The organism is Microbacterium sp. Cr-K32 (genome assembly GCF_000708345.1).
Classification (GTDB): domain Bacteria; phylum Actinomycetota; class Actinomycetes; order Actinomycetales; family Microbacteriaceae; genus Microbacterium; species Microbacterium maritypicum_A.
Map to the genome: position 1 here is coordinate 1 of NZ_JARD01000011.1, position 12,638 is coordinate 12,638.

Sequence of the window (12,638 nt, forward strand, 5' to 3'; positions counted from 1 at the left end):
AGGTGTTCCTCGCCGACGGCACGACTCCGGCCGCCGGTGTGGCGCTCAAAGCCGGCGACAAGGTCGTCGTGAAGGGCTCGGGTTACGACCCGGCGGCGAACCTCGGGACCGAGGGCCGTGGTGTGCCGATCCCGAAGCACCTTCCGCAGGGCACATACGTGGTGTTCGGCAATTTCGCTTCGGCATGGCAGCCCTCGACGGGTGCGGTATCTTCGAGCCGTTCCGTCGGTGCGCAGACGTGGGCTCTGGCCGAGGGCGTGCTGAACCAGGTTCCCGCGCAGTACCAGAGCGCGATCCGCGCGCAGTGGGTCGACATCGCGGCCGACGGCACGTTCCAGGCGACCGTGACCCTGAAGGATGCCGCGGCGACGCCGGGGTCTTACGGGATCTACACGTATGCGGCCGGTGGCGTGATCAACGCCGACCAGGAGCGCAGTGTCGCCCTGAACTACACCGAGACTCCGACGGTCTCCACAGCCGTGAAGACGGCGACGGCGACGGATGGCCTCACCGTCACGGCCTCCGGCACCAAGCTCGGAGCGATCCCGGGTGCGTACGTCGCGTTGATCGAGAAGGGCACCGAGGCGAACGTCACCGGCAGCGGCGGGTTCCTGGCGATGCAGTGGGTGCGTCCGATCTCGGGCGGTGTCTTCACGGTCGACCTGACCGCCGCCGCCGACAAGCTCGACCGCACGAAGTCCTACGAGGTCATCGCGTGGAAGCAGCACTCGAACCCCGATGCGAGCACGATCTATGCACGCTCGACCATCGCCGTCACCGACGCACAGTGGGAGAGCCTGCAGCCGGCTCCGGTCTCGGCGGCGATCGAGGTGTTCCTCGCCGACGGCACGACTCCGGCCGCAGGCGTGGCTCTCAAAGCCGGTGACAAGGTCGTCGTGAAGGGCTCGGGCTATGACCCGACCGCGAATGTCGGTGGACGCGGGATGCCGATCCCCCAGCACCTTCCGCAGGGCACCTACGTGGTCTTCGGCAACTTCGGCTCGACATGGCAGCCCTCGACGGGTGCGGCATCGTCGACCCGATCGGTGGGCGCGCAGGCCTGGGCTCTGGCCGAGGGTGTGCTGAACCAGGTTCCCGCGCAGTACCAGAGCGCGATCCGTGCGCAGTGGGTCGACATCGCCGCCGACGGCACGTTTCAGGCGACGCTGACGCTGAAGGACGCCGCGGCGGCCCCCGGTTCCTATGGGATCTACACGTATGCCGCCGGGGGAGTGATCAATGCCGACCAGGAGCGCAGCGTCGCCCTGAACTACGGCGACACCTCGGTCATCACCTCCACGGTGAAGTCGGCGAGCATGAAGGACGGCCTGACCATCACTGCTGCGGCTTCGAAGCTCGGTGCGATCACCGGTGCCTACGTCGCTGTGATCGAGAAGGGCACCGAAGGGAGCGTCACCGCAGGCGGCGGGTTCCTCGCGATGCAGTACGTGCAGAAGATCACGGGCGGCACGTTCACGGTGGACCTGACGGCTGCGGCCGACAAGCTCGACCGCACGAAGGCGTATGAGGTGATCGTCTGGAAGCAGCACTCGATGCCCGATGCGAACACGATCTACGCTCGCGGCGCCATCACAGTCAGTGACGAGCAGTGGGACGCGCTCTTCCCGGCGGGGCCGACTGTGAGCACGACGGTCAAGGTTGCGACCGCGAAGGACGGCCTGACCGTCGCAGCAGCGGCCACCAATCTCGGCGAGATCCCTGGAGCCTATGTCGCCCTGATCGAAGCCGGCACCGAGGGCAACGTGAGTGCCGATGGTGGGTTCCTCGCGATGCAGTACGTGCAGAAGGTCACGTTCGGCGCCTTCGCGGTCGATCTCACGACCGCGGCGAAGAACCTCGACCGCACGAAGTCGTATGAGGTGATCGTGTGGAAGCAGCATTCGATGCCCGATGCGAGCACGATCTACGCCCGCTCGACCGTGACGATCACCCCGCAGCAGTGGGACGACCTGTTCGGTGTGACGGTGCCGGAGAAGCCCGTCACCCCGACGACTCCGCCCACGAACGTCCCTGGCGGATCACTCCGCTGGGCGATCTCTTCGTCGTTCACGAACTACATCACGGGTGACATCGCGAAGGGCTCTATCGCGGTATCCGACGGCGCGACCCGTTCGGGCGGGCAGTTCCAGTTCGGTCAGACCGTCGGCGGCGACTTCGACGTGAACACCGGCCTCGGCAGCGTCGTCTATCGCGGCTCGGTGCGCTTCACCGGTCACCAGGGCGTGCTCGATGTGACCGTGTCGAACCCGCAGATCCGCATCACCTCGGCATCGGCGGCGACGCTGTACGTCACGAGCGGCGGCGCACAGGTGCCGTTCGCGACGCTCGATCTCTCCAACGCGGCGCGCATCGCGGCCAACGGCGCCGTGACCTACACGGCGGCGCCCGCGGCGCTGACGGATGCCGGTCGAGACCGCGTGCTCGCCGGCTACGGCACCGCGCTGAACCCGGTGACATTCACGATCGGCTCCGTCGCGGCGGCGCCGGCCGGTTCGAGCGGAACGGTTGCTGCCGCTGTCGTGAAGCCGAAGACCACCCTCCCTGCTGCCCCGCCGGCGACCGAGGGCATCCAGGCAGACGACGAGAACCTCGCAGCCCTCGGAGCGGGCCAGCCGGCCACGGTGTCGGCATCCGGGTTCCGCGCGAACGAGACCGGCATCAAGGTCGTCGTGTACTCGACCCCCGTGCTGCTCGAGACGGTGACGGCCGACGCGGACGGTGTCGCGACCTGGTCGGGTGCCCTCCCTGCGAGTCTCGAGGACGGCGAGCACACCCTCACGTTCCAGGGCTCGGTGAACCGCGGTCTCGTGTTCACCCTGAACAGGGCGAACACCACGATCGGTGTGTGCACGGTCGAGGGCGCAACTCTCAAGTGGGGATACAAGGAGTCGTTCCGCACCTACATCGAGGGCATCGCGAAGGGCGGGTGGACGCTGACCGACGTGGCCTACCAGTACCCCGACTACGTGTGGGAGAACGGCACCGGATCGTTCGACGACAAGACCCTCGCGGGCCTCGTGACCTACGGCGGCAGCATCACCTTCACGGGTCACGACGGTGCGCTGAACACGACGCTCGCGAACGCCGCCGTCGAGCTCGCCGGAGACAAGGGCTACCTGGTCTTCGACGTGACCGGCACCACGCAGGGCGGCGAGAGCGTCGATCAGCAGGGCGTTCGCCTCGCGGAGTTCGCGCTCGGCGACGCGGCGGTCGTCGACGGCGTGCTGACGCTCAACGCAGTCCCGACCACGCTGACCGAGGCCGGAGCATCCGCATTCGGCACCTACGCCGCAGGCGAGCAGCTCGACCCGGTCACCGCCGTGATCCCGGTGGGCGCGGCCTGCGGCGTCGCGGAGGAGAAGCCCGCCTCCGACTCCGAGGCCACCGCCGCGGTGACCACCGCGACCGAGCCCGCGGCATCAGACGGCGCCCCCGTGTGGCCGTGGATCGTGGGCGGCCTGGTGGTCGTGGCGCTGGCTGCCACCGGCGGTGTGTTGCTCGTCCGTCGCAACCGCAAGGGCGAGACCGCCGAGACGACGACCGAGGTCTAGTCGAGGCGCGACATGGAACGGCCCTCCCCGCGGCGGACGCGGGGAGGGCCGTTCTCTGTCTCCGGTGTACGGATGTCGGGACGATGAACGGATGCAGGGAGGAATCGGCCTGTGGGAGCCTGTGTCCTCCGATCTCCCGACCGATGCGTGCGCAGACCCCGGCACACAGCATCCGTCGGCGGTGGGACAATGGATGCATGGCCCCCACCGATTCCCACCAGACCGTCGAAGCGACCGTGCGCCGTGTGCCGCGGTACGGCGTGCTCATGGGCATCGGCGTCGTGGTCGGCGTGATCGCCGCCGGCATCCTCACCTGGACCGGCAGCTTCGACGAGTCGCAGGCCCTCGACGTCGTCTACCCGCCCGGTCAGGTGTTCGGCTTCCTGCTGCTGTGGACGGTGCCGATCGGCATCGCGCTCGGCGGCGTCACCGGTCTGATCCTGGAGCGCATCGCCCGCCGTCACGACCGCGTCGTCCGGGTCGACCGCGAAACCGTCGTCGACGAGGACTGACCCCTTCACCTGCCGCCGAGTGCACGGCTTCTTCGCGCAGCTATCCCGTGCACTCGCAAGCAATCCGTGCACTCGCGGGGACGGTGGCTCCCGGAAGCTGCGGGGGCTAGGCCAGCTCGGCGATCACCGGACGGATCGCGGCGTCGAACGCCACGACGTCGCGGCGCAGACCGTCGGTCACCGCCACCGTGAGCGCGCCGATCCACCAGATGCCGCGCTGCGAGAACGGCAGCACCTGCACGTTGAGCTCGAACGAGTGCGCGCGTCGGCCGACTTCGCGCTCGAACTCCGCGATCGCACTCGCATAGGCGCGGTATGCGTCGCCTCCGGTGTGGCTCTTCATCGAACTCACGTAGCGGTCGTGCGCGGCGCGCGCGTAGAGCAGAGCCGACGTCGCCTGCGGGGCGATGGCCGCTGTGAGCTCCTCCGCACCGTGGGCGGGCAGGGCGACCAGGGTGTCGAACCCGTCGATGAGCTCGAGTGGCACGTCGGAAGGATGCGCGCGCGGCTCGACCGTCATGTCCCAGTAGTCGCGCCACTGGGCCTCGATCGTGGGGGAGGCGTCGACGGCATCCGGCGCGCGGACGGCGAGTTCGCGGAGGCTCGGCAGGTCCTCCGGAACCCGGATGCCGAGGCGCTGCCGCAGCGCGAGCGCGACGAGCACGGGTACGCTCGCGTCTTCGCGGATGAGCCACTGCGGCTTGTCGGCCATGGCCCCATCGTAGGCGGCTCGGGGCTCTGGATCCGAGGTCCGACTTCGCGGAGAGTCGGACCGGCCGCGGGCGGTAGGCTGGAGACGTGGCTGCCTCCCCCACCAATCCCTATTCCGAAGCCGGCGTCGACACCGCTGCAGGTGATCTCGCCGTCGAGCTGATGAAGTCTTCCGTGCGCGCGACGCACGGTCCCGAAGTGCTCGGCGGTGTCGGCGGTTTCGCCGGCCTGTTCGATGCCAGCGCGCTGCGCGACTTCCGTCGCCCGCTGCTCGCGACCAGCACCGACGGCGTCGGCACGAAGGTCGCGATCGCGCAGGCGATCGACAAGCACGACACGATCGGGCAGGACCTGGTCGGCATGGTCGTCGACGACATCGTCGTGGTGGGCGCCAAGCCGCTCTTCATGACCGACTACATCGCGTGCGGCAAGGTCGTCCCGGAGCGGATCGCCGACATCGTCCGCGGCATCGCCCAGGCATGCTCGGCCACCGGCACCGCGCTGGTCGGCGGAGAGACCGCGGAGCACCCGGGCCTGCTCGGCCCCCGCGACTACGACGTGGCGGGAGCGGCGACCGGAGTGGTCGAGGCCGATGCGATCCTCGGTGCGGAACTCGTGCAGGACGGCGACGCGGTGATCGCGGTCGCCTCCAGCGGACTGCACTCCAATGGCTACTCCCTGGTTCGTCACATCGTGACCCGCGCGGGCATCGGCTACGGTGACAACGCCGCCGACTTCGGCACGACCTGGGGTGAAGCGCTCCTCGAGCCGACCCGCCTCTACACGCTTCCCCTGCTGCGCCTGATCGAGCAGCTCGGCGGCTCCACGGGCACCGGCGGCGTGCACGCCCTCAGCCACGTCACCGGCGGAGGCATCGCGGCGAACCTCGCGCGCGTGCTCCCGCAGGGCAGTTGGGTCGAGGTCGACCGCAGCAGCTGGTCGCCGAGCCCGGTCTTCCGCGTGCTCAGCGATATCGCCGGGTCCACGCTGGAGTCGGCGGAGGGCACCTGGAACCTCGGCATCGGCTTCCTCGCCGTGGTCGCCGCGGAGAAGAAGGATGCCGCGATCGCGGCGCTGAACGCCGAGGGCATGCCCTCGTGGCAGGTCGGGACCGTCGGCTTCGGGCCGCGTCCGGCCGGCGAGTTCGAACAGGGCGCCAAGGGCGTCGACGGTGGAGCAGTGCGCCTGGTCGGCGCCTACGCGGACGGAGCGAAGTAAGAGCCCATGTGCGGCATCGTCGGAATGGTGGGCTCTGCCCCGGTCAATCAGGACATCTACGACGCACTCCTGCTGCTGCAGCACCGCGGCCAGGATGCGACGGGAATCGCCACCGCCGAGGCGAACGGCGTGATGCACAACGCCAAGGCGCAGGGAATGGTCCGCGAGGCGTTCCGCACCCGCGACATGCGAGCCCTGCTCGGCAACGTGGGTCTCGGCCACGTGCGCTACGCCACCAAGGGCACGGCCTCGAACGAAGAGGAGATGCAGCCGTTCTACGTGAACGCACCGTACGGCATCATCCTCATCCACAACGGGAACCTCACCAACACGCGTGAGCTCACGGCCGACATGGCCAAGCGCGATCGCCGCCACCTCAACTCCTCCAGCGACACCGAGCTGCTGCTCAACGTGCTCGCCGGCGAGCTGCAGAACACGACCTCGACCGTCGACCTCGACCCCGAGCGGGTGTTCGAGGCCGTGGCGCGCACGCACGAGCGCATCGAAGGCGCCTACGCCGTGATCGCCGTCATCGCCGGCTACGGACTGCTCGCCTTCCGTGACCCGTTCGGCATCCGTCCGCTGATCCTGGGTCGTCGTCCCTCGACCGTTCCCGGCGCCGAGGGCAAGGACGAGTGGGTCGTCGCGAGCGAGTCGCTCGTGCTCGAGAACGGCGACTACGACGTCGTGCGCGAGGTCGAGCCGGGCGAGGCGATCTTCATCACCAACGACGGAGAGCTGTTCTCGAAGCAGTGCGCCACGGCCGCCACTCTCGCACCGTGCGCCTTCGAGTACGTCTACCTCGCCCGTCCCGACTCCGTCATGAACGGCATCTCGGTGTACGAGTCGCGTCTGCGCATGGGCGACCGGCTCGCCGACACGATCGCCAAGCACGTGCCGATGGACAAGATCGACGTGGTCATGCCGATCCCCGACTCGTCGCGCCCTGCGGCGATGGAGGTCGCCCGCAAGCTCGGCATCGAGTACCGCGAGGGCTTCTACAAGAACCGCTACGTCGGCCGCACCTTCATCATGCCGGGACAGGCGGTGCGCAAGAAGAGCGTGCGCCAGAAGCTCAACGCCATGTCGACCGAGTTCCAGGGCAAGAACGTGCTCCTGATCGACGACTCGATCGTGCGGGGCACCACCTCCAAGGAGATCATCCAGATGGCGCGCGATGCCGGCGCCGCCTCGGTGACCTTCGCTTCTGCTGCGCCTCCCGTGCGGCACCCGCACGTGTACGGCATCAACATGCCGTCGCGCCACGAGCTCATCGCGCACGGGCGCACGATCCCCGAGATCGCCGAGGAGCTCGGGTGCGATCACCTGGTCTACCAGGAGGTCGAAGACCTCAAGGCCGCGATCATCGAGGGCTCGGCGCTCACCGATCTCGACATGAGCTGCTTCGACGGCCGGTACGTGACCGGCACCGTCTCGGATGAATACCTGGCCTGGGTGGAGGGGTCACAGACCTCATGACGATGCCGAGTGCGCGACCGCTCTGGCAGGGTCGGGCTCTCGCACTCGTGGGGATCGTCCTGGTGGCGTTCTCGCTGCGCTCGGCGGTCGCCTCCCTGTCTCCGGTCATCGACCACGTCGCCGAGGACTTCCCGGTCTCGCCGGTCGTCGTCGGCCTCATCGGTGCCGCACCGCCGGTCTGCTTCGCGATCTTCGGTCTGCTCACGCCGCTGTTCGAGCGTCGATTCGGCCTGGAGCGGATGGCGGTCGCCGCGATCACGCTCATGGCTCTGGGCCTGCTGCTGCGCGGCCTCGCGTTCGATTCGACGACTCTGCTCGCGGCCACCGCGGTCGTGTTCGCGGGCGTCGGCTCGGGCAACGTGCTCCTCCCGCCGCTGGTGAAGAAGTACTTCCCGGATCGGCTCGGGGTGATGATGACCATCTACTCGACCACGATGGCGGTGTCGACGTTCCTGCCTCCGCTGGTCGCCGTGCCGGTGGCCGACTCTCTCGGCTGGCGGGTGTCGCTGGGGATGTGGGGCATCGTCGCGGGTATCGCGCTGGTGCCCTGGGTGGCACTGCTGCTGAAGAACGGCTCGCGGGCGGTCGAGCCGGTGAATCGCGATCCGGTGAAGAACGAGCTCCTGGCCCCCGACCCGACCGACGGCGTCGACGACGTGCAGGATGCGGTGGCCGTCGCGACCGGTCCGATCTCGACCACCCCTGCGAACCGTCGGTACTTCGCCCGGCTGTGGCGGCTTCCGCTCGCCTGGGCGCTCGCGATCGTCTTCGGCGCGTCGTCGACCATGGCGTATGTCTCGTTCGCATGGATGCCGACCATGCTCGTGGACATCGGTGACGTCACGCCCGCGACCGCGGGCTTCCTGCTCTCCCTCTTCGCGCTGATCGGTCTCCCGTGCTCGCTGCTCGTGCCGATCCTCGTCGTGCGCTTCCAGGCGACGCGCCCGCTCTTCTTCGTCGCGGTCGGCGGAGGGCTGGTGGGGCTCGCCGGCTTCCTGTTCGCGCCGACCGTGGCCCTGCCGCTGTGGGTGAGCATCTTCGGCCTCACAGCCATCATGTTCCCTCTGAGTCTGGTGCTGCTCAGCATCCGCGCCCGCACTCCGGAGAGCGCAGTGGCGCTGAGCGGCTTCGTGCAGAGCATCGGCTACGCCATCGCGGCGACTTTCCCCCTGCTGGTCGGACTGCTGCACGAGACGACCGCGGGCTGGCGGATTCCGCTGCTCGTCATCGCGGGTGTGCTGATCGTCGCGATCCCCGCCGGCATCGTCGCGGGGCGGCGCCGCACGGTCGAGGACGAGTGGGAGCACCGGCACGGTCGCTGGTGAGTCTGCGGGCCGGCGCCTGCGCGACGTCACTCGGCCATGCGTTCCCCGGCGGGGGAGAGCACCCACCAGATGCCGCCGACGCCCTGACCGTTGACGTCTCCTGCGGCGGCATCACCGGCGAAGTAGTAAAGCGGCCAGCCGTTGAGGGTCACCTGAGTGGAGCCGTCGGCCGTGGTGATGGTGCCGACTTCGCCGGTCACGCCTTCGACGGCCGGCGCGTCGCTCTCGACGGTCAGCGGCGGCCAGTTCGTCAGGCACTCGCCGGTGCACGAGCTCTTCCCCGAGCCCTGCGTGTCGTTGTCGAACATGTAGAGCGTCTTCCCGTCGGCGTCGACGACGATCTCGCCGAGATCCGAGTCCGCGGTCATCAGAGTGCCTGAGCCGGACGACGATCCCGAGGTGGGGGCGCTCGATCCGGAGGACTGGCCATAGGCGCCGCCCGTGTCCTGCGCCCCACCGCCGGAGCTTCCGCCGGTCGACGTGCAGCCGGCGACGACGAACGTCATGAGCAGCGCGGCGACGGCCGCGGTCTTCGAGACTCTCGAGAGCATGGTGAACCTCCTGTGCAGGACCGCGGGTGCGGTCATGGGGTACACGAGAGGCGACGGGGAAAGGTTCAGGGTCCGTCGAGCGCCGATCGCATCAGCACGGTTCCGGAGTCGACGGCACGGATCTCGACGGCGGCGATGTCGGACGCCGGGAGTTCGGTGCCGGCGCTCAGGCGCGCCGTGGTTCCGGGGTGCGCGCGCCAGGTCGACAGCACGCTCTCGGTGCCGTCGTCGCTCACCACCACCAGCGCGTAGGCCCATCCATCCGCGGGCGCGTCGCCTTCGCTGCCATAGTCGCAGATCATGTCGAGTCGGGTTCCCCAGGCGACATCGGTGAGGCTGACGGATGCGGACAGCGGCGCGTCTCGAAGCTGCTCGAGCGCGATCGTCGTCGACGGTGGACGCAGAGTAGAGATCACGGGCACCGCCACGGTGGCCACCACGATCGCGGCGGCTGCGGCGATGCCGACGATCCGCGCACGGCGACGGCGTCGGGCGCGCTCGGTGGCCAGGGACAGCACGCGCGCGCGGTGCTCCGGGGCCGGAGTCTCGACACCCGCTGCCTGCAGCAGCGATTCCGCCCGCTCGGGGGGTACCCGGGAGAGCAGGCCGGGGATCGGCGTGATCTCGGCGATGGCCGCGCGGCACTCGGCGCACTGCGAGAGGTGCGCCTCGTATTCGGCGCGATCGGCGGCGCTGAGAGCTCCGAGTACGTAGGCGGCATCCCCGTCGGCATAGCGCCCGTGGTCGGCGTTCATCGCGTCACTCCCTTCTCCTGCAGCCCGAGACGCAGCGCGCGCAGGCCGTAGTGCAGCCTCGACTTCACGGTTCCCTCCGGGATCGTCAGCTCGTCGGAGATCTCCGACACGGTGAGCCCTCGGTAGTACGCGCGGATCACGACCTCGCGATGCGCCTCGGAGAGGGCCGAGAGCGCCTCTTCGATGAGGATCGCATCGAAGATGGCGTCTGTCGCGTCTCGCATGGCGGAGTCTGGGGGTTCATCCGTCGTGATCTCCCGGCGGTGGTGGGCGCTGCGCACCTCGTCCACGACCAGGTGTCGGGCGACCGTGTACATCCAGGATCGTGTCGATTCGGATCCTCGGCGAGGATCCGCGGAGTGCGCCAGGCGCGCAGCAGCGTCTCCTGGACCACGTCGTCGGCACCCGCTCGATCCCCGGTGAGGTGCACGACATAGCGCCAGATCGGTGCCGCATGCGCGTCGTAGAGCGCGCCGAGACGCGCCGCATCATCCTTCGGCATCCGCCACCTCCTTCGGTCCTCTCCGAAGACACGAGACAGCCGGGCGAGAAGTTCATCTGAACCTCGCGCGATGTCATCCCGTGTCCTGAGTATGGACCTCTTCGAGATCGACGGCCTCCCGCTGCATCCGCTCATCCTCCACGCGGTGGTCATCCTCGTGCCGCTCACGGCGCTGGCACTGATCCTCGGCGCCTTCCTGCCCGCCGCGCGCAAGAGGCTCGGCGTCGTCACACCGATCGCCGCGCTGGCCGTGCTGGTGCTCGTGCCCATCACGATGCTCGCGGGTGAGGCGTTGGCGCAGCAGGTGGGACCGGTGCCGGCCGTCGTCCATCATGCGGCTCTCGGCGGGCTCCTGTGGCCATGGGCGCTGGCGATGTTCGTCGTCGCCGCGGTGCAGTGGTGCTGGTACCGCTTCACCGAGGGGCCTCGCAGGACAGCGCGCATGATTCTGGCCGCATTGGCCGTGGTGAGCGGCGCAGGGAGCACGGTCATGGTCGTGCTCATCGGCGAGGCCGGCGCCCGGGCGGTGTGGGGCGGGTGAGAACAGCTTCTGTCGACGTCGGAGGGGCGGCGGTGACGTCGTCTGTCGTGTCTTCGGTCACGTCGGGAATCCGGCTGTATCGATATGTCCCCACGCTCTTCAGCTGGGTCAGCGCCTGGACCAACGCGCGTAGCTCTCTCAGTGGGACAGCCCTCATCGAGATCTCTCGTGTGCCTCTGTCGGCAACGGTGACCTTCATCTTGTTCGCAGGGAGCCATCGGCCCACGGGGCTGACGACGGATTCGTAGTGAAGGATCGAAGAAGCTCGGAAGAGAAGCCGCCTACGGAACAGGATTCCTCGATGGATCTCCACGACCCCGTCGGGTGAGAGGAAGAACCGGGACGGTGCGCGCACGCTCCACAACGCGATGACGATGATCAGAGCTGTGCCTGCTACCACCGACCACGCCGCTCCGATCAACGACTGGACGATGATGATCGCCCCGATCCAGATCGCACCGATGGCGATCACGCCGAAGAGCCTCGACCGCGCGATGAGTGTGCCCTGCCGATGATTCGGGAAGACACTCTGAATCGCTGAAGTCGCTTCTTGGGCCGTGGCATGAGGAGACAAGAAGTTCTGTGGGTCTCCCTCACCCGATCCGCCCGACACGCGCACGATGCTGCGATGAGCCAGACGAAACAGAACGGGCTGCTGCAGATCGAGCAGGGTGATGTCAGCGCAATCGATCGTGCGCGTCCTGGTCGACAGCAGTCCCTGTCGGGTCTCGATCAGTTCCGCCGTCCGCCGGATCCGGAAGTTCGACATCTCCACCATCCTGGAGATGACCCCTGTCGCGATGGCCAGCGCACACGTGCCTGCCAGGGCGACCACCATCATCGCGACCGGCAACCGGATCAGTCGTTCCCAGAGAAAGAGGGAAGTCTGAATGATGTCGCGTTCCAAGAACTGCGAGAGCAATCCGATCGCTGCGACGGCGAGGGGGAAGATGACGTACCACCGCGAATGCGTGAAGGCGTACAGCCAGATCTCGGCGCCCGTGAACTCTTCCGTGTCGTCGAAGAAGTCGACATCGCGGGCGCCCGCCTCGCGGGAGCTTTCGATATGGGTGCGGAGTTCTGCGATCGCCGCAGGGGTGAGTGCTCTGAAATGGATGTCGTTCGCCTGCCCGGTACCGTGGGCGACTCGGAGTTCGGATCGCCCGAACAGGCGCAGAAGCCAGGGGGTTTCGACATAGACGCCCCGCACACTCGACCAGGGCACCTGCAGCGAACTCGAGTTGACATAACCTGACCGGTACGTGAGCTCGGATTCGAGGGGCTGATACGTCGTGCTCCGCCACTCGGCAACCGCGAAGACGAGTCGCACGACGAACCCGACGAGCAGGATCAGATACACCACGAGTGGCACGGGCTTGCCGACCAGTGCGCTGATGAGAAGGGAGACGGCGGTGCCGACGATGCCGCCGAGGAGGGCGCGAACACCGACGATCGCGATCATGACGCGGCTG

General features: G+C 68.3%; 10 protein-coding genes and 1 pseudogene. 6 read left to right on the plus strand and 5 right to left on the minus strand.

Annotation, left to right across the window (positions count from 1 at the left end):
* On the plus strand, positions 1 to 3,572 hold a 3,572-nt coding region (locus GZ64_RS19395), incomplete at its 5' end, for an HtaA domain-containing protein (RefSeq protein ID WP_197020503.1).
* 197 nt (positions 3,573 to 3,769) lie between these two features.
* Positions 3,770 to 4,084, plus strand: coding sequence for a hypothetical protein (locus GZ64_RS0104135; protein WP_021199192.1), 315 nt, complete (start codon positions 3,770 to 3,772; stop codon positions 4,082 to 4,084).
* 106 nt (positions 4,085 to 4,190) lie between these two features.
* Here the strand turns inward: GZ64_RS0104135 and GZ64_RS0104140 are convergent, their stop codons facing one another.
* A complete protein-coding gene (locus tag GZ64_RS0104140) occupies positions 4,191 to 4,796 on the minus strand; it encodes a hypothetical protein (protein WP_021199191.1) in 606 nt (201 codons plus the stop codon).
* 86 nt (positions 4,797 to 4,882) lie between these two features.
* Between GZ64_RS0104140 and purM the strand changes: the two genes are divergently transcribed.
* From purM to GZ64_RS0104155, 3 genes are read left to right on the plus strand one after another with little or no spacing between them, the layout of a single operon-like run.
* Positions 4,883 to 6,013: a phosphoribosylformylglycinamidine cyclo-ligase gene (gene purM, locus GZ64_RS0104145; RefSeq protein ID WP_029259549.1), complete on the plus strand. Its 1,131-nt coding sequence runs from the start codon at positions 4,883 to 4,885 to the stop codon at positions 6,011 to 6,013.
* 6 nt (positions 6,014 to 6,019) lie between these two features.
* On the plus strand, positions 6,020 to 7,492 hold the full coding sequence (purF, locus tag GZ64_RS0104150; protein WP_021199189.1) for an amidophosphoribosyltransferase: 1,473 nt from the start codon (positions 6,020 to 6,022) through the stop codon (positions 7,490 to 7,492).
* Positions 7,489 to 8,817, plus strand: coding sequence for an MFS transporter (locus tag GZ64_RS0104155; protein WP_021199188.1), 1,329 nt, complete (start codon positions 7,489 to 7,491; stop codon positions 8,815 to 8,817). The genes purF and GZ64_RS0104155 overlap by 4 nt, the downstream gene beginning before the upstream one ends.
* A gap of 26 nt (positions 8,818 to 8,843) precedes the next feature.
* Here GZ64_RS0104155 and GZ64_RS0104160 read toward each other — a convergent pair whose 3' ends face one another.
* The 3 genes and pseudogenes from GZ64_RS0104160 to GZ64_RS18975 form a co-directional block, all read right to left on the minus strand.
* Entirely contained in the window at positions 8,844 to 9,368 is a 525-nt protein-coding gene (locus GZ64_RS0104160) for a COG4315 family predicted lipoprotein (protein ID WP_021199187.1), read from the minus strand.
* A 65-nt stretch (positions 9,369 to 9,433) separates the two neighbouring features.
* The gene (locus GZ64_RS0104165) at positions 9,434 to 10,123 is read right to left on the minus strand and encodes an anti-sigma factor family protein (protein WP_029265253.1); all 690 of its coding nucleotides are present in this window, start codon (positions 10,121 to 10,123) and stop codon (positions 9,434 to 9,436) included.
* Positions 10,120 to 10,625, minus strand: a pseudogene (locus GZ64_RS18975) (sigma-70 family RNA polymerase sigma factor). Before GZ64_RS18975 ends, GZ64_RS0104165 begins: the two are co-directional and overlap by 4 nt.
* 70 nt (positions 10,626 to 10,695) lie before the next feature.
* On the opposite strand from GZ64_RS18975, the gene GZ64_RS0104175 reads away from it, so the two are divergent.
* Entirely contained in the window at positions 10,696 to 11,166 is a 471-nt protein-coding gene (locus GZ64_RS0104175; protein WP_442922229.1) for a DUF2231 domain-containing protein, read from the plus strand.
* Here GZ64_RS0104175 and GZ64_RS0104180 read toward each other — a convergent pair.
* A complete protein-coding gene (locus GZ64_RS0104180; RefSeq protein ID WP_029265256.1) occupies positions 11,126 to 12,628 on the minus strand; it encodes a PH domain-containing protein in 1,503 nt (500 codons plus the stop codon). The two genes, GZ64_RS0104175 and GZ64_RS0104180, sit on opposite strands and share 41 nt — an antisense overlap.
* Positions 12,629 to 12,638: the final 10 nt, after the last annotated feature.

Bases quoted from the DNA above. Each gene is read 5' to 3' on its own strand.
- GZ64_RS0104135 (WP_021199192.1), top strand. From the start codon at position 3,770: ATGGCCCCCACCGATTCCCACCAGACCGTCGAAGCGACCGTGCGCCGT.
- GZ64_RS0104140 (WP_021199191.1), bottom strand. From the start codon at position 4,796: ATGGCCGACAAGCCGCAGTGGCTCATCCGCGAAGACGCGAGCGTACCC.
- purF (WP_021199189.1), top strand. From the start codon at position 6,020: ATGTGCGGCATCGTCGGAATGGTGGGCTCTGCCCCGGTCAATCAGGAC.
- GZ64_RS0104155 (WP_021199188.1), top strand. From the start codon at position 7,489: ATGACGATGCCGAGTGCGCGACCGCTCTGGCAGGGTCGGGCTCTCGCA.
- GZ64_RS0104160 (WP_021199187.1), bottom strand. From the start codon at position 9,368: ATGCTCTCGAGAGTCTCGAAGACCGCGGCCGTCGCCGCGCTGCTCATG.
- GZ64_RS0104165 (WP_029265253.1), bottom strand. From the start codon at position 10,123: ATGAACGCCGACCACGGGCGCTATGCCGACGGGGATGCCGCCTACGTA.
- GZ64_RS0104175 (WP_442922229.1), top strand. From the start codon at position 10,696: ATGTCATCCCGTGTCCTGAGTATGGACCTCTTCGAGATCGACGGCCTC.
- GZ64_RS0104180 (WP_029265256.1), bottom strand. From the start codon at position 12,628: ATGATCGCGATCGTCGGTGTTCGCGCCCTCCTCGGCGGCATCGTCGGC.